At 65.4% G+C, this 22,340-nt stretch carries 18 protein-coding genes; 6 read left to right on the forward strand and 12 right to left on the reverse strand.

Annotated elements, in window-relative coordinates:
* Nucleotides 1–194: 194 nt before the first annotated feature.
* Nucleotides 195–2,942, reverse strand: coding sequence for a LuxR C-terminal-related transcriptional regulator (locus tag JQX13_RS29110; RefSeq protein ID WP_203402745.1), 2,748 nt, complete (start codon nt 2,940–2,942; stop codon nt 195–197).
* Nucleotides 2,943–3,275: 333 nt separating this feature from the next.
* Between JQX13_RS29110 and JQX13_RS29115 the strand changes: the two genes are divergently transcribed.
* Nucleotides 3,276–6,158, forward strand: coding sequence for a YncE family protein (locus tag JQX13_RS29115; protein ID WP_203402746.1), 2,883 nt, complete (start codon nt 3,276–3,278; stop codon nt 6,156–6,158).
* Between the two features lie 29 nt (nt 6,159–6,187).
* On the opposite strand, the gene JQX13_RS29120 is transcribed toward JQX13_RS29115, so the two are convergent.
* A complete protein-coding gene (locus JQX13_RS29120; RefSeq protein ID WP_203402747.1) occupies nt 6,188–6,445 on the reverse strand; it encodes an amphi-Trp domain-containing protein in 258 nt (85 codons plus the stop codon).
* A 386-nt stretch (nt 6,446–6,831) separates the two neighbouring features.
* Between JQX13_RS29120 and JQX13_RS29125 the strand changes: the two genes are divergently transcribed.
* Nucleotides 6,832–7,182: a DUF1428 domain-containing protein gene (locus JQX13_RS29125; RefSeq protein WP_203402748.1), complete on the forward strand. Its 351-nt coding sequence runs from the start codon at nt 6,832–6,834 to the stop codon at nt 7,180–7,182.
* Between the two features lie 378 nt (nt 7,183–7,560).
* On the opposite strand, the gene upp is transcribed toward JQX13_RS29125, so the two are convergent.
* From upp to JQX13_RS29165, 8 genes are all read right to left on the reverse strand, one after another.
* Nucleotides 7,561–8,244 carry a uracil phosphoribosyltransferase gene (upp, locus tag JQX13_RS29130; RefSeq protein ID WP_203402749.1) on the reverse strand — a complete coding sequence of 228 codons (684 nt, stop codon included), beginning with the start codon at nt 8,242–8,244 and terminating at the stop codon, nt 7,561–7,563.
* A gap of 26 nt (nt 8,245–8,270) precedes the next feature.
* Nucleotides 8,271–9,470: a questin oxidase family protein gene (locus JQX13_RS29135; protein ID WP_203402750.1), complete on the reverse strand. Its 1,200-nt coding sequence runs from the start codon at nt 9,468–9,470 to the stop codon at nt 8,271–8,273.
* On the reverse strand, nt 9,467–9,916 hold the full coding sequence (locus tag JQX13_RS29140) for a DMT family transporter (protein WP_203402751.1): 450 nt from the start codon (nt 9,914–9,916) through the stop codon (nt 9,467–9,469). The genes JQX13_RS29135 and JQX13_RS29140 overlap by 4 nt, the downstream gene beginning before the upstream one ends.
* 3 nt (nt 9,917–9,919) lie before the next feature.
* On the reverse strand, nt 9,920–10,390 hold the full coding sequence (locus JQX13_RS29145; protein WP_203402752.1) for a DMT family transporter: 471 nt from the start codon (nt 10,388–10,390) through the stop codon (nt 9,920–9,922).
* Entirely contained in the window at nt 10,387–11,025 is a 639-nt protein-coding gene (locus JQX13_RS29150) for an HAD family hydrolase (protein ID WP_203402753.1), read from the reverse strand. The genes JQX13_RS29145 and JQX13_RS29150 overlap by 4 nt, the downstream gene beginning before the upstream one ends.
* Nucleotides 11,026–11,088: 63 nt before the next feature.
* Nucleotides 11,089–12,045, reverse strand: a complete 957-nt coding sequence (locus tag JQX13_RS29155; protein ID WP_203402754.1) for a pseudouridine-5'-phosphate glycosidase — start codon at nt 12,043–12,045, stop codon at nt 11,089–11,091.
* A 20-nt stretch (nt 12,046–12,065) separates the two neighbouring features.
* Complete coding sequence (locus tag JQX13_RS29160; protein ID WP_203402755.1) at nt 12,066–12,290, reverse strand: tautomerase family protein; 225 nt, start codon at nt 12,288–12,290, stop codon at nt 12,066–12,068.
* A gap of 28 nt (nt 12,291–12,318) precedes the next feature.
* The gene (locus JQX13_RS29165) at nt 12,319–16,302 is read right to left on the reverse strand and encodes an amino acid adenylation domain-containing protein (RefSeq protein WP_203402756.1); all 3,984 of its coding nucleotides are present in this window, start codon (nt 16,300–16,302) and stop codon (nt 12,319–12,321) included.
* Between the two features lie 1,049 nt (nt 16,303–17,351).
* Between JQX13_RS29165 and JQX13_RS29170 the strand changes: the two genes are divergently transcribed.
* Together JQX13_RS29170 and JQX13_RS29175 are read left to right on the forward strand one after the other, a co-directional pair.
* On the forward strand, nt 17,352–17,966 hold the full coding sequence (locus tag JQX13_RS29170; protein WP_239013918.1) for an HD domain-containing protein: 615 nt from the start codon (nt 17,352–17,354) through the stop codon (nt 17,964–17,966).
* 78 nt (nt 17,967–18,044) lie between these two features.
* Nucleotides 18,045–18,248, forward strand: coding sequence for a hypothetical protein (locus JQX13_RS29175; RefSeq protein ID WP_203402757.1), 204 nt, complete (start codon nt 18,045–18,047; stop codon nt 18,246–18,248).
* A gap of 19 nt (nt 18,249–18,267) precedes the next feature.
* On the opposite strand, the gene JQX13_RS29180 is transcribed toward JQX13_RS29175, so the two are convergent.
* The gene (locus JQX13_RS29180; protein ID WP_203402758.1) at nt 18,268–19,170 is read right to left on the reverse strand and encodes a pyridoxamine 5'-phosphate oxidase family protein; all 903 of its coding nucleotides are present in this window, start codon (nt 19,168–19,170) and stop codon (nt 18,268–18,270) included.
* 126 nt (nt 19,171–19,296) lie between these two features.
* Nucleotides 19,297–19,932, reverse strand: a complete 636-nt coding sequence (locus tag JQX13_RS29185; protein WP_203402759.1) for a glutathione S-transferase family protein — start codon at nt 19,930–19,932, stop codon at nt 19,297–19,299.
* Between the two features lie 101 nt (nt 19,933–20,033).
* Here JQX13_RS29185 and JQX13_RS29190 point away from each other — a divergent pair, with 101 nt between their 5' ends.
* Nucleotides 20,034–20,936 carry a LysR family transcriptional regulator gene (locus JQX13_RS29190; RefSeq protein ID WP_239013919.1) on the forward strand — a complete coding sequence of 301 codons (903 nt, stop codon included), beginning with the start codon at nt 20,034–20,036 and terminating at the stop codon, nt 20,934–20,936.
* 159 nt (nt 20,937–21,095) lie between these two features.
* Nucleotides 21,096–22,313: a hypothetical protein gene (locus JQX13_RS29195; RefSeq protein ID WP_203402761.1), complete on the forward strand. Its 1,218-nt coding sequence runs from the start codon at nt 21,096–21,098 to the stop codon at nt 22,311–22,313.
* Nucleotides 22,314–22,340: the final 27 nt, after the last annotated feature.

Raw genomic sequence — 22,340 nt, forward strand, 5'->3', positions numbered from 1 at the left:
GGCTCGAACGCGCATTCAGCGCGGAGTGGGCTCGACCTGTCAGAAGCGGACGTTCCGTCGTCCTGTCCGAGGTTTTTTTGTCGTTCGAAGCCACCAGCGGCGCACTCTGGTGGCGGGCCTGCTGCTGCTCCTCTTCCTCGCGGCGGGGCAGCATGCGCTTTGGCTTCTCCTGGGCCACCCCTCCCCGCGGCACCTCACAGGTTGCGGTGGAGCCGCTCCTGTGCCTTCACGATGGCCGCGGTGCGGGTGGTCACGTCGAGCTTGGCGAACACGTTGCGCAGGTGCCACTTCGTGGTGGAGAGCGCCACGTTGGAGCGCTCGCTGATCTCCTGGTTGCTCAGCCCCTGCGCGAGCAGCTTGAGCATCTGGAGCTCGCGCTCGGTGAGCGGCTCGAGCGGCGCGCTGGGGGGGGGCGCGAACTCATGCGGCTCACTCCTCCCCGCCGAGAGCACGTCCTGGAACCGCTCGGTGTACCGGGAGGGCAGCACGTGGCTCAGCTTCCGCTGGGTGGCGGCCGCGACGATGACCTCCTGTAGCCCCGGCGTCTCGTCGAACACGCCGCGGTTGAAGCCGAACCGCTGCACCAGCGCGATGCCCCGGTTGAGCGCGGCGAACGCCGCCGTGGGGTCTCCGGCACGCCAGTGACATACCGCGATCGCCGCGAGCAGCGAGCTCTCCCGGCACACGTAGCCCACGTCATGAGCGCTGGCACGCAATGTCTCCAGCAGCGCATGCGCCTTGCCGTACCGCCCGCGAGCCATCAGCACCCACGCCTGCGCGAGCCCGAGCCGCTCCCAGGTCTCGTCGTAGAAGCGCCGCTCGCTCCACTCTCCGCGCCGCATGCGCTCGCCCAGGCCAAATTCCTGCGCCACCGCCCTCATGCGCTCCGGTGCCTGCTCCATCAGGCAGAGCCGGATCTTCTCGCCGCAGACATGGGCGAGGAAGCGCGTCTGGTGACCGCACTCGAGGACGCTGTGGAGATAATCCAGGAGCTGCCAGGCCTCCGTGTTCTTCCCGCGGATGGACTTGATTCGGGCCAGCACGAGGTAGGCCATCGCGAAGGTCTCGAACGCGGGCGCCTGCGGCAGTAGCGGCAGCACCTCGGTGCAGAGCGCCTCTGCCTCGTCGAGCCGGTTCTGCTCGTAGCGGGTGCTTGCCAGTGCCGTCGCCGCGTTCACCCACACCGGGTTGCGCCGGCCGCGGCTCTCCCGTGCGAACGCCGCTTCGCACCGCTCCGCCGCGTCCTTCATGTTCCCCTGCGCCCGGTCCGCCAGCGCGATGATGACGTCCGTGTAGCCGTTGATGAAGGGGCTGTTGAGTCCCTGCAGGGTCTCTCGCGCGCTCAGCGCGAGCCGGCGCATCGCATCGAACCTGTTCATCCGGAGCGCCTGGTAGGCCTTCGCCGCCAGCAGCGCGCCCGCCATGAAGACGTCCGGGTCCTCATGACCCGACCACGCGTCCAGCTCGGTGCTGGAGCCCGGGGCCGAGCCGGACAGGATGGAGTGGAGCAGGGTGAGGCGCTCGAGCTGCTTCGACAGCCGCTCGCGCACCGGGTCGGTCGTGACGTACGCGGCGGCGAGGCGGTGCTGGGCGTCCTGCAGCGCCGATGAGGCCTGTGTGTAGCGCCGGGACAGGATGAGGCACGCGATGTGTGCCACGCAGATCGCCGGCGAGCGGATGAGCTCCTCCTCCGTCAGCTTCTCCGTCCAGTGGAGCACGGAGGCGATCTCCCCCTCGCGCATCCACGCCTCCGCGCAGCGCGCCGTGAGCTCGAGGCACCAGCTCCGGTCGCCAGAGGCGAACGCGTGCTTCAGTGCCTCGTCCGGCCGCTGGTGCTCGGCGAACCACGCGCTCGCCGCCCGATGCAGCCAGGGAATGCGGTCGCCGAAGTCGCACGCGAGCTGGGTCCTCAGGAAGTCGAGGAACAGGGCGTGGTACCGGTACCACTGACGCTGGGGATCGAGCGGCTGGATGAAGAGCTGCGCCCGCTCGAGGTTCGCCAGCAACGCCGGGCCATGGGTGATGCCCAGGAGCGCGTTGCAGAGGTCCCCGTTGAGCTGGTCCACCACCGAGCTCAGCACCAGGAACTCGTGCACCTCCTCGGTCTGCTCGCGCAGCACCGCGTCCGCGAGGTACCTCGCCACGTCGCGGTTGGAGCCAATGGTCCTGCGCAGTGCATCACCCACGCTCGCGTGCTCGCCCACCGAGAGCAGCGCCAGCTTCACGCCAGCGACCCATCCCTCGGTGCGGGAGAGCAGGTACTCGACGTCATCGGGCGCGAGCTCGGCTCCACACAGGCGCTGTCCCAGCTCGCGGATGGCCTCGCCATCCAGGCTCAGGTCGCGGCTGTCGAGTGTCACCAGTTGCTCGGTGAGCTTGAGCTTCGCCAGGTCCAGCTCGGGCAGGTTGCGTGACGAGACGATCCAGTGGACGTGCGGCGGCGAGTGCTCGAGCAGGTACGAGAAGGCCCGCACCAGCGCGCGCTCGCGCAGCACGTGGAAGTCATCGAGCACCACCACCAGCTCGCGTCCCAGGTTCCACAGGCTCCGCAGCACGACGGACATGGCGTGGTCGAGCGGGAGCTCCACCTGCGCGTCGAGCTGACTCGCGATGTACGCGTCGAAGTCCGGGGCGGCCCGGCGAATCGCCCCCACCAGATACGAGAAGAACCGCTCGGGCGCGTTGTCCAGCTCATCGAGCGACAGCCAGGCGAACAGCCGCTGCGCGCGCGCCTCATGGTACCACTGCGTCAGCAGCGTCGTCTTGCCCCAGCCGAGCGGCGCGGTCACCAGCACCAGCTTTCCGCTGACGCCGCGGTCCATCTTCCTCAGCGGCGCGCCACGCGCCACCAGCACGGAGGTCGTCTGCGGCGGAGAGAGCTTCGTCGGCAGCAGGTGCGAGAGATGTTCGCCGAACGGTGCCGCATGCTCCGCGACGTCCATCAGGAAAGGCGATGACGCACGACGACTCCTCGTTGCGGTTCGAAGGCTCGGCATTGACACATCCCCCTGGGCCGATTGATTTCTGGGTCAATTAGACCATGGATTCCGGGATTTCGCCCTTATTTCGTGGAAATAGAGTTTTACAGTCCTTGTGATGTGATGCGTCATCCGAGGGGTCGGTTTGCCCAAGACGCATTGCGTCAACAGGGGTTTTCGCGAGCCGGTGGGGGTGTTTCCCCTCCCTTTGGTGGGGGCGATGTCGCGGCGTCGCTTGGTACTCCCCGTCCGTTGCGGTCCGAACTGCAACGCTTACCCCGCCGAGGAGGTCCACCTATGGGTACCCAGCAAGTGGGCGCGAGCCTGAGCCGATGGCGCGCTCGAGTTGCTTCGTTGTGCGCCGCCGTATCGATGTTGGTTTCGGCCAGTGCCGCCGCCCAGACGCCATCGTTCATCGAGTTCGATAGCGCGCACGTACGTCCGATGGCCCTCTCGCCAGACGGGACGCGGCTCTTCGCAGTCAACACGCCGGACAATCGCCTGGAGGTCTTCTCGGTCACCGCCTCCGGCCTGTCGCTCATCGCCGAGGTGCCGGTCGGCCTCGAGCCGGTCTCGGTCGCCGTGCGCGGCAACACCGAGGTGTGGGTGGTCAACCACCTCTCGGACAGCATCAGCGTGGTGAGCCTGGAGGGGACTCCGCGCGTGGTGCGTACGCTGCTCGTCGGCGATGAGCCGCGCGACATCGTGTTCGCTGGCAGCAAGGGCTATGCGTTCATCACCACCGCGCACCGTGGCCAGCACCGCACCGACCCGTCCATCGCCTCCGTCCCCGGCGCGGGCGACCCGCAGCTCACCACACCCGGCGTGGGCCGCGCGGACGTCTGGGTCTTCAACCCGGCCTCCCTGGGAACGACGCTGGGCGGCACGCCCGTGCGCATCGTGACGCTCTTTGGCGACACGCCGCGTGGCCTCGCCGTCAGCCCGGACAAGAAGACGGTCTATGCGGCCATCGCCCAGTCCGGCAACCAGACGACGACCGTCAACATGGACAGCGTGTGCGACGGGTTCGAGAAATCGGGCATGTGTCTCGTCTTCCCCGACACGTGGCCGTGGGGGAACAACCTCCTTCCGGGCGGTCTGCCCGGTCCGCGGACGAACGTCGCGGGCGCGAAGGCGCCCGAGACCGGCTTGATCGTCAAGTGGAACAGCACCACCGGCCAGTGGGAGGACACGCTCGGCCGCAACTGGAACAACGGCGTGCGCCTGAACCTGCCCGACAAGGATGTCTTCGCCATCGACGCGGACAACCTGCAGGAGAAGGCCTTCTACACGGGCGTGGGCACGACCATCTTCAACCTGGCCACCAACCCGAAGACGGGTGTGGTGTACGCGACCAACAGCGAGGCCAACAACCTCACGCGCTTCGAGGGTCCCGGCGTCTTCGGCGGCAGCACGGTGCAGGGCAACATCGCGAAGATGCGCATCTCCGTCATCTCCGGGGGAACGGTCTACCCCCGCCACCTCAACAAGCACATCGACTACTCGAAGCTGGCCAACTCCCCCGGGTTCGATCCCACGGCCAAGAATCACAGCCTCTCCACCCCGACGGAGATGGCGATCTCGAGCGACGGCACGAAGCTGTACGTGGCCGCGTTCAGCTCGAACAAGGTCGGTGTCTTCGATACCGCGGCGCTGGAGGCCGACACCTTCAACCCGAAGACCGCGAGCGCCAACTACATCCCGGTGAGCGGCGGCGGCCCCAGCGGTCTGGTGCTGGATGAGGCTCGCAACCGCCTCTACGTGATGACCCGCTTCGACAACGCGGTGAAGGTCATCGACCTCGCCACCAAGAAGCAGTTGGCCTCGGCCGCTCTCTACAATCCGGAGCCCGCCTCTGTCGTGGAGGGCCGTCCCTTCCTGTACGACGCGAACTTCTCCTCCGCCAACGGCGAGGCGTCCTGCGCCAGCTGCCATATCTTCGGCGACAAGGACGAGCTCGCCTGGGATCTGGGCAACCCGGACGACGAGGTGTCCTCCAACCCCATCGACAAGCGCCTCGCGAGCGATCTGGCGATCGGCGCGTTCCAGCTGCTCACCGGTCACCCGGGCTCGCCCATCAACGGCACCGGCGACCAGCACCAGTTCCACCCGATGAAGGGGCCCATGACGACGCAGACCCTGCGCGGCATGGCGAACTCGGGCGCCATGCACTGGCGGGGTGACCGCTCGAACGGCTTCTTCGGCATCAATTCGGACGCGGAGGACGTGTCGTTCAAGAACTTCATCGTGGCGTACGAGGGGCTGCTCGGCCGCGCCTCGATGCCCACCGAGGAGGAGATGAACAAGTTCACCGCCTTCCAGCTCCAGGTTCAGCTGCCGCCGAATCCCATCCGCAAGTTGGACAATTCGCTCACCACCGCCCAGCAGGCCGGCCGCGACTTCTACTTTGGCAGCCGTCGCGTGGACGGCCTCGCGATTGGCTCGGACACCGGCTTCAACTGCAACGGCTGCCACACCATTGACGCCTCGCAGGGCTTCTATGGCACCGACGGCCGCTCGAGCTTCGAGGGAATCAGCCAGATCATGAAGATTCCCCACGTGCGGAACATGTACACGAAGGTCGGCATGTTCGGCTTCCCGGACAGCAGCTTCTTCCAGCATCCGGAGACGGGGCAGATGGGAGACCAGATCCGCGGCTTCGGCTTCACGCATGACGGCGCGGTGGACACCCTGTTCCGCTTCTTCAGCGCCATCGTGTTCTCCAACACCGGCGTCGGTGGGCCGCTCGTGGGTTTCCCGGGCGACAACGACCGCCGCAACGTGGAGGCCTTCATGCTGGCGGTGGACTCCGACCTGGCGCCCATCGTGGGCCAGCAGGTGACGCTCACGTCGACGAACGCCGCCGCCGTGGGCTCGCGCATCGACCTGCTCATCGCGCGCGCCAAGGCGCCGTTCGTGTCGAAGGTCCTGGGCGGCTCCACCTACGAGGCCGACCTGGTGGCGAAGGCGGTCGTGGGCGGCAAGCAGAAGGGCTTCCTCTACGATCGCAGCGCGGGGACGTGGAAGCCCGACGACGGCACCGCGAACATCACCACCACGGCCCTCCGCGCGCTGGCGACCAAGGCAGGCCAGGAGGTGACCTTCACCGCGGTTCCGCCGGGCTCTGGTGTGCGCATCGCGATCGACCGCAACCTGGACGGCAAGCTCGACGGCCAGTAGCCGGCGAGTGAGGCAGGTCTCCCTGCCCGTCATGCCCCGCCCCCGGTTGTCCTACCGGAGGCGGGGTTTCTTTTCCAACGCAACTGGAACTCGAGCTCATCCACGCCCCCTTCGCGTTCGTGCTCGATGTTGAAGAGCGCATCCGCGGGGATGCGCAAGCGCTCGCCGGCAACCTGGATGCTGAAGGCCTCACCGGCCTCGATGGCATCCGCCAACCTCCTCAGTTTGGCGACGAACTCCTTCCGCGGATAGCGCTTCTCGATGTCTCGCTCCGGGCGCTTTGGCATGTCTTCTCCACCTGGTTCATTCGTGGTGCGGAGCAGAGGTTGCCGGGAATCGTGCTCGGGGTACAGCCTTCGCGTGACCGTGCTGGGCCCAACGGAGCGCGGCGCCAGGCGTGGGCCAAGAGGAGCCAACCCCCTCCGAGCGAGACGTGCTGCGTGTCGGGGCTCGGACGTAGCGCTCACCGGCCTGCCCCCGCTCGTCGGCTCCCGACCCATTGCGGACGTGGGCCGCCAGACTGAAGGTATCGGGTGAAAGGTTCCGCTCTGATGCCCCTGAGTTGGTCGGCTCCAGGCGCTGTCGGAGGGACAGGCGGGCGAGGCACGGCTCGCTGGGCTCGCAGCGGCGCCGAAAAGGCGAGAAGCGGACCCATCGAAGAAGGAGAGACGCCATGAGCTACATTGATGGATTCGTTATCCCAGTGCCCGTCGCGAACAAGGACGCCTACCGGGCGATGGCCGCCAAGGCCTTGCCGCTGTTCAAGGAATATGGCGCGACCCGCGTCGTCGAGTGCTGGGGCGACGATGTGCCCGATGGAAAGGTCACCGATTTCAAGGGGGCGGTGAAGGCGGAAACCAGTGAGACGGTGGTCTTCTCGTGGATCGAGTGGCCATCGAAGGCCGCCCGCGACGAGGGCAACAAGAAGATGATGGAGGATCCGCGCATGAAGGCGCTCGAGGGCATGCCTTTCGACGGCAAGCGCATGATCTACGGCGGGTTCTCGGTCCTGCTCGACTCCTGAGCAGGGAAGGTGTCACAGAACTCGTTGTGACACCTCGTGCTCTCCGCGTCGTCCCGGCACCGGTGCCTCCGCGGGAATCAGCCGGGCGTGGTGGGCGCATGCGTGCTCACCCGGCAGGAGGATGCCGGTGGCCAGCCCCAGCAAGTGCATCAGCGTGAGGAACGCCCACCCAGGTCCAGTTCCCACCGGCGGATTTCCAGCCGGGTCGAGCGTGGAAAGGGGTGGTGGTTGTTGTGCCATCCCTCGCCCCAGCTCAACACGCCCAGGAGCAGGCTGTTGAAGCCTTGCACCGTCCACCCGGGAGTACCGGAAGAGGTGGCGGCGGTTGCGGGGCACGAGGCGCGGGAGGGTCGCGGCGACGTGCCTTGCTACAGCGGGTCAGGTGTCCGTACCGAAGAACCGATCACCGAAATCGCCGATACCCGGCAGCATGTAGGCGTTTTCGTTCAGACGTTCCTCGATCGAGGACGTCACGAGTTTCACCTTGGGATGACGCCGACAGAGGGCGGTGATGCCCTCGGGCACCGTGAGCAGGTTGATGAAGACGATGTTTTCTTCGGGAACACCCCGCTCGAGGAGCACCTGGATGGCGGCGAGCGCGGACCCGCCCGTGGCCAGCATGGGGTCCATGAGCAGGATGTGGCGCCGGGCGATATCGTTGGGCAGGGACGAGTAATACAAACGCGGCAGCTTGGTGATCTTGTCCCTCTGGATGAGGATCTTGCCGATCCGGATGGACCTGCAGATCTCACGCAGCTCCGCTTCCATGCTCTCACCAGCACGGATCACGGAGACCCCGCAGATCTGCGGGGCGAAGCGCAAGCCGTCGTACTTCCTTCCCACGGGTGTTTCGACTTCCCACGACTCGAAAGGCAGGAAGTTCAGGCCCGCTTCGAGCAGCTGGCGGAAGATCCGCCGGGAATAGAAGACGATATCCTCCCGGCGCGCGGTCCGGTCGCGGATGATCGTGTGCAGCGCACGCAGCTGCTTCGTTTGAGGCAGCAGGTGCACGTTCTTGCCGAGATACTCTTGAATCGATGGGGTTGTCGTCGTGTCTGACATGGTGGCGAATCTCTCGATGCTCGGAGTTACTCCGTGGGCGGCTCCTCGAAGGACTTGGGCAGCTCCGGGGTGGTGGTGAATTGCGCGGCCGCGGAGCGGTAGATCGAGCGCCCCCCGGTTCGTTCCCAAACCCGTTTCAGTACATAGACCAGCTTGGGGTTGTGCTCCTCTTCCTCCTCGAACGACCGAGCCGCGATCTGCTCCCAATCCTGGCGCATCACCGGGTGCTGGACGGGATCGACCGCGTCCTTGAACGTCGCGTGCAGCGCCGCCAGCTTCGTCCTCCGCGGGAAGTCCGCACGGGAGAACATGATGCAAAGCATCCCGATCCAGAAGCTCTTGACGACGCCTTTGCGCTGCTCCTCGGGGAGCCGGTTGGCGATCTGCTCCATCGCGTGCAGCGATGTGATCAGGTGGAGGAGGACGAAGTTTCCTGGCATGGCCAGGTAGATCAGGGTCGTCACGTAGTACAGCTGCTCCCAGCTGGTGGAGACATCCTGCGCCTCGAGCCAGGCGGGGAGCTCGTAGATCAGTGGGTGCCCTTCCATGGACATCCGGGCGATCCGGTACTGCAGTCCCGACCGCGCGAGCTCGGGATGGATGCCCCCGGCCAGGCCGGCCGCGGTATCGGAGACCAGCGCCTCGGCCCAGCGATGAAGCGCCTCATGGTCACCCTGCCAGACGCCCGCGATGCGAAGCAGGGAGTCCACGGCCTGCTCGCCCTGGTAGCGGTCGCTCTTGACCGAGGCTCTCTCCGGGTGGCACGAGACATACGAGAAGGCCATGTAGGCCAAACCTTCGATCGTCATCCAGCGGTGGTTCACGTCCAGCGCCCATCCCAGGTGGATGGTGGCATGGGTGAAGGCTCCCACCCAGCCGGGAAGCAGCGTTGGGAGATACCGCCGCAGGAGCTCGTCCATGCCCAGCTCCTTTTCCTTCCGGTCGAAGAACTCACAATAGGAGGAGTAGCTGGTGCGCTTGCCAAAGAAGCGCTCCCAGTTGTCCTCCGAAATCGTATGCTTCGAGGTCCTCGGCGCCTCCAGGCCGTAGCCATAGGGCGTCAGCTTCGCGTAGTTGTCATAGTACGCCTTGATCTTCTCCGCGGATGCGCCAAGCCCCGCCAGGGCGACGACCGCATGTTTGACATGGTTGGTCAGATGCCCATTGAACTCGATATGGTGGGACTTGTCATTCAGCAGCTCATCGATCACTTGGGAATCAGTCATTGGGACTTGTCCTTGACGCGAGGGTTTTTTGCCGCCCGGGTCAGATAGACGCCGAACAGCACGATGACGACTCCCAGACACCGGGTGACAGTGGGGGCCACGCCCTGGTTCCGGTAATCGAGCAGGACAGCGGAAATCATCTGGCCGCTGATCACCAGAAGGGAGGCGTTCATCGCCCCCAGTCTGGGAAACACGTAGCTGTTGACGGCGACGAAGAGCGCTCCGAAGAATCCGCCGATATACGCGGACGCTGGTGCCTCGGGGATGACCTCGAACTTCCATCCTCCCAGCAGGAGAAGCGCCGGGGTGAGGAACAGGAAGCCGATGAGGTGGTTCCAGAGAGAGGCCTTGACGGAGCCGATCTCGGCACCCAGCCGCCCGTTGATCGCGCGGCTCGTGCCGATGACCGTACCATTGAAGAACGCGAGCAGGATGTAGGCGATCACCGGTTACGCTCTGCCAAAGATGATGAGCGCGCTTCCCGAGAGGATACAGAGCGCCACGAGGAAGTCCGTGGCGACGATACGCCGCTTGGGGGTGCGAAACAGTCCGAAGTAGTCAGACACGAGCCCGAAGAGCACCTGTCCGAGCAGCATGAGCGCGATGGTGCCGGAGAGTGACAAGCCGCTGTTCACCGTGACCGCGGCCAGAATCACCGTGAGCGTACCGGGGATACCTCCCAGGTAGAACCAGAGAGGTACCTTCGCGCGCTGCGGCTCCATCTCCTTTCCCGGGGAGCGGAAGAGCCTCGAGTACAGGACGACGAGGGCGAAAGCCGCTACCGCTCCCAGGCCGTGAGCCACCCAGGATGCGAACACCGGTGTGGTGTGCTTCGCCAGGAGGCTGTTGTAATTGATCATCAACGCGAGGAGCGCGCCTCCCGCCATCGCCAGCAACCAGTCCGTCGAACGGCCCCTCATGAACCCCGGCTCCCGTTCTCCGCCTGGACGCACTTCAGCACGTCATCGAAGCCATGGGCGATCCAGGTCGGGCTGGACGACTCCAGTTCCCGCAGGCTGTGTACGCCGTAGGTCACCGCGATCGAGCGCATGCCAGCCGCATGGGCCATGGACAGATCGTGGGTCGTATCTCCGACCATCACCGCGCGTTCGGCTGGGACCCCCAGCTTCTGCATGATCAGCTGGCCCATCTCCGGATGTGGCTTGGGCTGCTTCACCTGGTCCGCGCCGACCACCATGCTGAACGGCTCACGAAGCCCCGCCGCCTTCAACAAGGCGTCGGCGCTCGCGTAGAACTTGCTCGTTGCCACGGCCAGGGAAAGCCCCTGCGCGTGCAAGGTGGCCAATCCGTCCGCCACTCCGGGGAAGATCAACTGTCCCGCCCTGGGCAGGATGAGTTCCTTGTAGAAGACCTGATACTGCTTCACGCCCTGGGCCACCAGGCCGTCATCCAGCGGAACGCCCAGGAGCTTGCTGAACGCCCGCTCGAGCGGAAGCCCGATGGTCGCCCGGATGGCCGAGGGGTCCTGGCCCTGGATACCCATGGACGCGAAAGCCGCCGTGAACGTCTCGACGATCGCTCGGGGTGTATCCACCAATGTTCCATCCAGATCAAAAATAACGGCGTCTATCATCGCGGTCTCTCGGGATGTGAGGTTCTATTGAGACGGGGTTTCCCGGCGGTGCCGCGCGTGCGCCACCGCGAGACGGCCCGCCAGTTCCGCCGTGCTGATGAGGACCGACATGTTGGCCTTGGCGGATCTTCCCTCGGTGGCCTTGTCCACGGCGCGCATCAGGTACTTCGTGATGGCGTTTCCCCTGACGCCATCCTTCTCCGCGGTGAGCATCGCCTTCGAGATCACCGCATCGACTTCCCGGCTGTCGATGGCGTCTTCCTTCCGGATGGGAGTGGTGATCAGGATCGAGCTGTGGTTGCCCAGCGCCCAGTGCCATTCGATGGCGCGGGCGATCATCGCTTCATCATCCAGCCGGTGCGGGCTGCGGATGCCGCTGGAGATACAGTAGAACGCGGGGAAGTCGTCGGAGCCGTAGGAGATCAACGGCACGCAATGCGTCTCGAGGAACTCCATGGTCAGGCCCAGATCGAGGATGCTCTTCGCTCCCGCGCAGACGACCGCGACCTTCGAGCGGGTGAACTGGATCAGATCCGAGGAGATATCCATGGTCCGCTCCGCACCGCGATGCACTCCGCCGATGCCGGCCGAAGCGAAGAAGGGGATGTTCGCCAGGTCCGCCACGACGAGGGAGGAGGCAACGGTCGTCGCGCCCATCCCCCCTCCCGCCAGGACGACAGGCATGTCCCGGCTGCTGACCTTCGGGATACCCGGCGTCGACGCGAAACGCTCGATGTCCGCGTCCGTCATTCCAATCAGGATGCGGCCATCCGCGATACCGATCGTCGCGGGAACCGCACCTCCGGCCCTGACGGCGGCTTCCACCTTGCGGGCGGTGGCCGCGTTCTCCGGATACGACAAGCCGTGGGTGATGACATTCGACTCCAGCGCAACCACGGGCTGACCGGCGCTGAGGGCGTCCGAAACCTCCTCGCTGAACACCAGCGGGACGTTTCCATGGGAATTGCGGCGCATCGTCATTTCTCGTTTCGAATCAGGGTTCAGTAGTTGGGTGTTTTGCGCAGCAGGTCCTTGCGGTTCACGATCTCCGGAACGTAGACCCGCTCATTCCAGGCTTCCTTCTCCACGGGCTCGAGGGCGATCGAAATGACCCCCTCGTCGCATCCGAACGCGCTCTTCACTGCCTGGGTGACCGCCGCGACCAGCTCGGACTGTTTCTGCTCGCTGAGCGGCACAGGAAAGTACTTGATGTTGATGTGCGGCACGCTGCTCTCCTTCGTTGTTGCTGGTTTACTACCCCTCGGCCCGAAGACGGTAGCGAATCATCTTCAGGAGCTCTCCGATGCTCGGCTCCTTGAGCAGGCCGTAGTGATCGGCTTCGAGGTCCATGACAGCCGGAGCTTTCGCCGAGTACCCACTGCTGTTCTCGATGAACGAGTAATCGTCCCCGTGGGCCTTGAAGATCGTGATCGGAGCATTGATCTTCCGCTCCGCCAGCTCGCGGAACTCATACTTGAACGCATAGGTCTGCGCCACGATCTTGATGATCCTCTTCACCAGGTCCGGGTCGAGATTCTCGAATCTTCCACTGATGAAGGAAGCGAAGCTCTCCTCGTCCTTGGCGACCTTCAAGCACTCGTCCAGGGCGGGGCCGGTGATGCTCCCCGCGAACACCGAGTAGAGGATCGTCACATAGGCCTTGTTCTCATAGGTCGGCGCGCTGCCGTGGAGCGACTCGTCCTGTGCCCGGACCTTCGGCATCCCCGGGGCAATTAGGAACAGGTGCTCCACACGCTCGCCGGATTGCTCGAGTTGATAGGCGCTTTCGAAGGCCACCCGCGCGCCAAAGGAGTACCCCCAGAGCGTGTAGGGCCCCACCGGCTGAAGCCGCTTGATGAGCTTGATGTCCTCCGCGGCCATCTCCTTGATGGTGGGGTAGGGCGTCTCGTCCTTGTTGATGCCGTGCGCCTGCACGCCATAGAAGGGCCGCTCCGTTCCCATCTTGTTGGCGAGCAACCGCAGGTTCATGGTGTAGCCGCCGAGGCCGGGCCAGCAATAGATGGGCTTCCTGGTGCCCTCGGCCTGCAGCCGCACCAGACGCGAGGAGGGGTCGGCGTTTCCACCTTCGATTTTGAGCGCGAGTTTCTCGATGGTCGGGCACTCGAAGACGACCTGCAGTGGGAGCGAGGTCCGGAACTCCTTGTTGAGCTTGTTGATGAGTGCGACCGCGATGAGTGAGTTGCCCCCGGACTCGAAGAAGTCGTCCTGCACGGAGACGCTGTCCCGCTTCATCTCCTTCTTCCAGAGGACGCTGATCCGCTCCTCGACCGCCGTCCGCGGCGCGACGAACGGCCGCTCAACGAGCTCCACATTCGTCTTCTCCAGCGCCTTGAAATCGATCTTCCCGTTGGCGGTGAGGGGCATCTTGTCCAGGATGATGACCCTGTTGGGCACCATGTAGTCGGGCAGGAAGTTGACCAGGTCATCCTTGATCAGCTCCGCGGGCCCCTTCATGTGGACGGAGTCTTCCTTCATGCCCTCGCTGAGCATCTGCTCCTGGCTGACGCGGCCACCGACGAAGAAGTAGGAAGGCCCTGCTTCCCGGCCGCAGGCCTTCAGGATGTTCTCCATCCTCTTGGCCGACGGCAGATCGTTGCCGGACTTGGAGCTATACCCCGAGGACATGAACCCGAACTGGAGATCGTTCATCTGCAGGTGCTGGAGCTTCCTGCCGAGCTCGACGTATCGCATCCAGTCCTTGCGGGCCTTGCTGATCACCGTGATTCCAAAGCTCGCGTTCTCGTAGACCCGCTGGTTGATGGCGATCACATGCTTCTTCAGGACGAGCTCGTCGGAGATCTTCTCCAGACCGCCATCCTTGTATTGGTACTGGCCCGCCGGCAGGTCGGCGATCCTTCCAGGGTGGGCCTGGACGTAGAGCTCGAGCGAGTCGTCCGGCCGCGCCCCCGCATGCGCATACGGGACGAGCTCGAACGTACCGAGGTAGTAGTCCTCATCGGCGCACTCCAGGTTGTCCCTCGTGCTGGGCGTGTACTCGAGCTCCCTGATGCCCAGCCCGTAACGGGGGAGGACCTTCTCGAACAGACCGACCATGTGGCCGGCTTCGATCTCGAGGACCTCCTGGATGTTGTTCTTGTAGACGGGTTGGATCGCCCGCTTCTTCCCCATGAAGTGGAGCTTGACCTGCGCCGTGGCCCGTCCGGCCTTCTCCCGGATCAGGATCAACTGATGGTGCACGGGGTGGTAATAGTAGTACCCCGGCTTCAGACCCCCGATCTGGTTCAGCTCGAAGTACATCTGCGTCGCGCACAGCGCCCCTGGCGACGCATAGCCGTACTTCGGCAGCAGCCGCTCTTCACTGAGATACTGCCCGAAGTAGCGCAGGAGCTCTCCGAGGTCGGCGAAGCTCAGTGCCTCCAGGCCTCGGGAGGACGTGCCCGTGACCTGCTCTCCGAGCAGCCGCAGGATGTCCTCCTTCTTGATGTCTCCGCCCTCGAAGAACCGGTACGTCTTGCGCGCGAACACCAGGCGCCGCTGCTCCTGGGTGGGCGTCTTCCCGGGGAGGTCGACCACCTTCTTGCCGATGAGCTCCGCGCTGTCCCGGCACCCCATGTTCGCCAACTGCGCCTTGACCTGGAGCTTGCTCTGCTTCGACTGGTGGTGGGCGCCATGGTTGCCCTGATCCATCAGCGCGGCTTCCTTCGGGTTCAGCTCGATGAAGGAGAGCAGGTTCTGGAAGCCGGTGCGGGGATCGTTCTTGACGATGACCGCCGCGTTCTTGACCCAGTCGTGGGTCTCGATGGCCACCCGGATCTCATCCAGCTCGACGCGGTAGCCCCGCAGCTTCACCTGGTTGTCCGCGCGGCCGGCGAATTGGACGGAGCCATCGGCGTTCCAGAATGCCAGGTCGCCGGTCTTGTACAGCCGGGTATGCCGAGGGTCCGTGCTGAACGGGTTGTCGATGAACCTGTCCGCGGTCAGGTCCGGCCGGTGCAGGTAGCCTCGCGCGAGCTGGACTCCACCGATGAACAGTTCTCCAATCTCACCCACGGCCACCGGCGCCCGGTGCTGGTCGAGAATGTAGTACTGCGTGTTGTGCACGGGCATACCGATCGAGATCGTATTCGGACCGTTCTTGACGGTCGTCCGGTCGACGGTGAAGGCGGACGAGTTGATGGTGCACTCGGTCGGGCCGTAGAGATTGACCAGCTCGCACCTCGGCATCGCCTCGAGGCATTGGAGCGCGAGGTTCCTGGAAAGGGCTTCCCCTCCGCTGAAGATCTGCGTGAGCGACTCGCACCGGTGCAGCTCCTCGGTGTCCAGAAGGGCCTGCAGCAAGGTCGGAACGCACTGCAGCGTGGTCACCTCGTTCCGGCAGATGGTCTCGATCAGCCTGCCGGGGTCCCGGTACACGCCGGGGCCTCCCATGATGACCCTGCTGCCGCAGCTGGGAGACAGGATCTCCCATTGGGCCGCGTCGAAGCTCATGGGGGTCTTCTGGAGGACGACCTTCTCTCCATTCAGCTTGTAGACGGTCTTCATCCAGTGCATCTGGTTGACGATGCTGCGATGCTCGATCATCACCCCCTTCGGCTTGCCCGTGCTGCCGGAGGTGTAGATGATGTACGCCAGATTGTTCGGGCGCGGGCCGGTGTCGGGCTCGCGTTTGCCGAGCTTCGTGTGGGCGCGGGCGAACTCCGCCGCATCGTTCAGGGTGACGATCCGGGTTCCCCTCGGCGCCAGCTCCGCCAGCCGCGTCTCGAGTCCCTCCTGGGAGAAGATGACCTTCGTACGACTGTCCTCGATCATGTAGCGCAGTCGTTCCTCGGGATACTCTGGAGACAGCGGCAGATAGGCGCCGCCGGAGGACAGGATTCCCCAAGCGCCCACCATCAAGTCGATCGATGGCTCGACGAACATCCCGACGCAGTCATCAAGTGCTACACCGAGATGTTGCAGATAGACCGCGAGTTCCGAGCTCCGCTCCGCGAGTGCGCGGTAGGTGAGGATTTCGTCCTCATGGACAACCGCCACGCTCTCGGGCCGCGCCCGCGCCTGTTCCCAGAGTAAATCCGGGAGGCACTTGTCCGTGGGAAATTCCCGTTTCGTTTCGTTGAACTTCCTCGTGACCAGGTTCTTCTCTTCCGGCGCGATCAAGCAGATGGTGTTGATTCGCGAATCGGGTTCGCTGTTGACAGTCACGGCATGCGTGTTCGCCAAGACGTCTTCCTTCAAGGCAAGAGAATGACTCTTCATTCGGGGTTCCTCTGGGCCAAGGGTCGAGCACGGACAGCCCACTGCGCGGCCCAATACCCTTGGAGCGAAGCTCGGACACCAGATGTCCGGGCGCAAAGAATCAGGCGGCGCGATTTCCATTACTTCTCGCCGCGAAATTCGTCTGAATTAGTTTCTTATCCACTCTCAAAAAGAGAGTATGTCGTCAATGTACATATTCGTGGCGCTCGAGTTTCACGCAGGTGTCGCTGAATGCATTCGCGGAGAGCCACGAAGTCATGCCCGACGAGGCGCACGTGACGTCAGGCCGTCCAACTCACGACGGGCCCCACGCGCTTCCTCGTGTCTCATGCTGTTCGAGGACGTTCTCTGCCTCTCATGGAGAGAACATCCTCTCCACGAGGCTCACCCGGATGGAAACAGTTCCTTCCTCCACGAGGACCGGCAAGTTGTCTATCTCGTGTGCTGTGGTTCGGATTGCGGCCCCATTTCGACTCTCTCGTCTCTTCGAATGCGGTTACTGCCCGTTGCGTCATAACATGTCAAGAACTGGAAAAACCATGGAAATGTGATTTCCACGACATTGCTAGATTTTGTCGAGGGTGGATGGGCGGTTGATTTGACAATCAAGTCCGCTCCGTATTGCTACTTCCCACGATGGACATTTTCCGGGCACGGCATCCTGACCGCCCGGCCGGGTCCAACGGGTGTCCTCCCCGGCTCTTGGAGCGCATTCCGAACCTTCGGTGTGTCGGCGACGAAGACCGGTCCTCGAGGTTCTGCCTCCTGCTTCAGCGGTAGAGAGGATGGGGCGGGGATGTGACGGACCGGGCGGGATGAAGGAGTGCGAACGCACCACGGGGGGTTGCCCGCCTCCCCTCCAGGCCGACAACCCCCGTGGCTCCGCGCCGCTGGAGCCGGTGGGCCGCCCAGCGGCCGGCCAGGGGGCGTACTCCAGGTCGTTCATGTCCACCGTGACGCTGCCGTCACGGGGTGGGGCGTTGCTGGGGATGTCGCCCGTCGTGGGGATAGTAGAGTGGGCCGCCCAGATGGCTCCTGGAGGCACGACGGTGGATGAAAAGCGGGTCGATTCTCACGACGGCGGCATGCGACGGATCATCGAGTTCATTCTGGAGCTGGACAAGCTCAAGGGAGTGACACGCAAAACCCGCCCGCTGGGCCTCGAGCGCTATGAGAACTCCGCGGAGCACAGTTGGCAGATCGCGCTGATGGCCACCTCGCTGGCGCACCATGCGGGGACCGCCATTGATATCAACCGGGTGGTCGGCATGCTGTTGGTTCACGACATTGGCGAGATCGATACCGGGGACACCCTGGTGTACGCCGAGGGGGGTTGGGAGGAGCGCAAGGCGGCCGAGCTGGCGGCGGTCACGCGGATCTTCGGGATGCTGCCGGAACCGCAAGGCGCGGCTTTCCTGGCGCTATGGCGCGAGTTCGAGCAGGGAGATACGCCGGAGGCCCGTTTCGCCCATGCCGTGGACCGGGCCATGCCGGTATTGCTGAACCTGGCCAACGAGGGTCAAAGCTGGCGCGAGAATGGCGTCAGTCATGAGCGCGTGGTTCGCCGTATCGCTCCGCCGATCAATGCGGGCTGTCCGGCCTTGTGGGACTATCTGGAAGTCCGGCTCGAAGAGGCTCGCCAGAAGGGCTGGTTCGGTGCCTGAGGACCTGGAGGACGGTGCGGTTGGGACCGTGACTCGAATAGGGAACCCGCATGACTCAACCATGACACCCAGGCGGGAATGAAAGTGGTTTGCTTCCGCTCACCGGCACGTTACGTGGCTCCCACGGCGCTCCTGCTGGTGACGGACCGGGGAGTCTTCTCTCGCGACGACGGGAACCAGCGGCAATTCCAGCTGCGCATCCTGCCGAAGGCCGAAGCCGCACTGCTCCTGCGCACCGAGGAGGTGGCTCCGGGGAAACGGGCGGCGAAGGCCGGAGAATGAGGGCCGCGGCCTTCTTCCGTCAGCCGGTCGTATCGAGCTGTGGCGCGGGCCGTGGCGCGGACCATCGGAGCGGCACGCCATTGTCGATCCACGTGCCTTCCGTGACACGGAAGCGCACGAGCCGCTCCGCCCCCAGGAAGGCCTCGACCTCGGGCCCCTCCCAGACGATCTCCGTCTCCCCCGTCAGGGAGAGGAGCCCGCCCGAGGTGAAGTCGACGAACAGCAGGCCCGCGCGCGGGTGGAGGACCAGATTGCCCAGCGTGTTGAAATGACGGTTGCCGCTGAAGTCCGGGGCCGTCAGGACGGTGCGGCCCGCCTCCTCCGTCACTCGCACGAAGCCGGGCTTGCCTCCGCGATGCGAGATGTCGACGCCTTCGACTGGCTCACCCCCGCGGGCGGCCGGGGACGCCGTCGCGATGAAGAACGTGTCCGCGTGCGCGATGAGCCCGGTACTGGTTTCCGATAGCAACGGGCCCTCCTGCCGCACCGGCCGAGGCTCGGTGACGCGCGTGGGCTCGGCCACGAAGACAGGCTCCCGGGCCTGGATGTACTTCGGGCAGTTGCCGAAGCTCTGCTCGACCCGGACGGTGAACCGGTCCTCGTCGAGCTCCACCACCGTCCCATTCATCCGGTTGCGGCGGCGGGTCTCGAGCTGGATGCCGAGAAGGCCGAGGGGCGCTCCCGGGACGAGATTCCGGCCCAGGGCATCTCCGAAGCCAGGGCGGGCGGAGACCACGAGCGTCCTGGGATCCGGCGAGCTCACGAAGCCCGGTCGTCCCACGAGGATGGATGCCCAGGGACGTCGCTCGTCATCCAGACTGCCGACGAGCAGGAAGGGGAGCTCGCGGAACAGCTCGCGGTGTTGGTCCGGCATGAACGGGCGGATGACCCTGCGCCCCGTCTGCTCGAGGCGCTCGCGCATCCCGATCCGTTCCTGCACGGCCTGCTCACCCGCGTGGAAGGGTGACCGTTCGAGGGGCCATCCCGGTGGGGGTACACCGGGAGATCTCGGAGCATCCGGTGGCATGGCATGGTCTCCCGTGGTGGCTCAGGCCGCGAACGCGGTTCGTGTCCGCTGCATCGGCACGAAGCCGGGCAACGCCTCGATGCGCGCGAGCCACGCCCGGATGTTGCCGTAGGGCTTGAGCGACACGCCGCCCTCTGGAGCGTGGGCGGTATACGAGTAGAGCGCCACGTCGGCGAGGGTTGGCTCCTCCCCGACGAGGAAGCTCCGGGTGGCCAGATACAGGTCGAGCACCGAGTAGAGCTGGGTGGCGATGGCCTTCGCGCGCTCGGCGTCGAGCTTCGTGCCGAACACGGCGACCAGGCGCGCCGCCGCGGGACCCGAGGCGAGCGGCCCCGCCGCGATCGAGAGCCACTGCTGCACCCGTGCCGCCGCGACCGGCTCGCGCGGAAGCCAACGCCCCGACGGGTCATACCGCGTCGCGAGGTAGACGAGGATGGCGTTGCTGTCGGCCAGCGTCACCTCGCCGTCCTCGAGCACCGGTACCTGGCCGAACGGATTCCTGGCCAGGAATTCAGGGGACTTCTGCTCACCGCTGGCGAGGTCGACGTCGACGCGCTCGACCGGGAGCTTCAGCAGGGACAGGAACAGCTCGACGCGGTGCGAATGACCGGACAGGGCATGGCGATGAAGACGGATGGGTCGGAGGGAAGGGGTCATGAACGTTGGGCCTCGCTTTCGGGTGAGAAGATGCGCGTTACCTCCCGGAAGCGGAATGAGCGTTCTTGACAATGGACCATTCCACGCCGCGGAATGATCACGTGGATCGTCTCGAGACCCTGCGCGTGTTCGTCGCGGTGGCGGAAGAAGCGGGCTTCGCGCCCGCGGCCCGGCGTCTGGCGATGTCTCCGCCCGCGGTGACCCGGGCCATCGCGGCGCTCGAGGAACGCATTGGCACCCGGCTCCTTCATCGCACGACGCGCATCGTGCGCCTGACGGAGGCGGGCACGCGGTTCCTCGCCGACTGCAAGCGCATCCTCGGAGAGCTCGAGGAGGCCGAGGCCTCGGCGGCGGGCGCTCATACCGAGCCGCGAGGGCAGCTCCGGGTGACGGCCTCCATGATGTTCGGGCGGATGTTCGTCGCGCCCATCCTTCTCGACTTCCTGGCCCGGCATCCGCACGTCATGGCGCGAATGCTGCTCGTGGATCGCGTCGTCGACCTCGTGGAAGAGGGGCTCGATGTCGCCATCCGGATCGCCCACCTGGGGGACTCGTCGTTGAGCGCGGTGCGGGTGGGCTCGGTGCGGCGGGTCGTCTGTGCGTCGCCCCGGTATCTGGCCGAGCACGGGATTCCCCGGACCCCGGCCGAGCTCTCGCGCTTCGAGGTCTACATGTTCTCGTCCAGCACCGCCGAGCCGGCCTGGTCGTTCGCGTCGGGAGCCAGGGGGCAGACGGTCAGTCCTCCCACGAAGCTGATCGTCAACACCTCGGAGGTCGCCATCGCCGCGGCGGTGGCCGGGCGGGGGTTGACGCGGGTGCTCTCCTATCAAATCGCCCCGGAGCTGCGCGCGGGGCAGCTCCAGATTCTGCTCGAGGACTTCGAACCTCCGCCGATTCCCATCCACGTCGTGTACCCCGAGGGACGGCGTGCCAATGCGCGGGTGCGCGCCTTCGTCGACTTCGCGGTCGACCGGCTCCGGGCCGACAAGTCGCTGAACCCCTGAGGGACAGCGCTCCCATCAAGGAGGGAAAGGCTCGGAAGTTCGAGGGCTTACGGGAGTGTCCGCGAAAATCTCCGGCACCGTGTGCGCCACCTGGCTTCGGCGCGTGTCTCCGGATTGAGCTTCGCATGTCGCGAGCTCTGCCCCCTGGAGCTCTCACCCATGAGTCCCATCATGCGGCCTGTCGAACGCGGCACCACGTTTCGTCCCAAGAAGCCCGAGCCCAAACCCAGCCGTCCAGCAGCGGACCTGGCGCGCAGGGACCCGCCCAAGGCCGAGGCCAGGAAGCCAGAGGCCAGGAAGCCCGAGGCCAAGAATGACACCCTGGACGGGATGGCCGACATCAACGAGCAGGTCGGCCGCTGGGGCAATACGGTGAAACTCCCGGCGGACGTCGCCATGATGTTCAACGCCCGGGACGTGCGTGGGGCAAGGAAGTCCTTCGGCCCGCTGGAGTTCGGCGGATCGGACCCCAAGATGCAAACCGTCACGGCGCGAAACACCCCCGCCACGCGGGGGATGGCGGGTGGCGCGGGCGTCCTGGGCGCTGCCCAGTTGCCGTTCGCGGTGGCCTCGGCCGCCAAGGACTGGCGCGATGTCGTGCGGGGCAAGGGGGACGTCTCCACGGCGATCGCGTCCACCACGAGCGCCGCCTCCGTGGCCATGAATGGCGCCAAGGGCTTCGGGGACCTCCGTGCGTTGCGCGCCGAGGCCTTCAACGTGCGGACCGCCGCCAGGGCCGCCATCGACGAGCGCGCGGCTCGCGCCGGTTTTGGTCCCGCCGCGGCCCGGCTCCGTTCTCAGGCGGCCAGGCTGGCGGATGACATGACGAAGCAGGCCATCGCTCCCTGGAACCGGCCCACGGGCACGGATCTGGGTTCCAAGACCCGGGATCTCCTCTCCCGCGTGCGCAAGCCGCAGGGCAGGGGGGACATCCGCACCATGGAGCGGCTCGCGGAGCGGAATCTCGGGAGCAATGCCCCCGACTCGCGGAAGCTGGCCAAATCGGTGGCCAAGGACGTTCAGAATACGACCCAGGCCGTCCTCAAGGGCCGTGGGCCCGCGGGCCTGGCGATGCGCACGGGAGGCCGCTTCGTTCCGGGCTTGAACGCCGGGATCGCCGCGGCGGACGTGGCGACGGCCGGCGCCACACTGTTCAGCGATGCCTCCGGGTTGAAGAAGACGACCGCCGCCATCACCGCCGCGGGCTCGGTCCTCGCCGCCACGAACATCCCGGGCCTGAGCCAGGGCGGCGCCGTCATCTCCACCCTCTCCAGCCTCGCGGGCTCCGACATGGGTGAGAAGGCCCTCGAGAAGGTGGGCTCGGGCCTGAAGTCCGGTGCGAAGAAGGTGGGGGGCTGGTTGAACCCCTTCGATTGAGGGGGTCCCTCCCAGACGACGTGAAAC

It is taken from the genome of Archangium violaceum (genome assembly GCF_016859125.1).
GTDB lineage: Bacteria > Myxococcota > Myxococcia > Myxococcales > Myxococcaceae > Archangium > Archangium violaceum_A.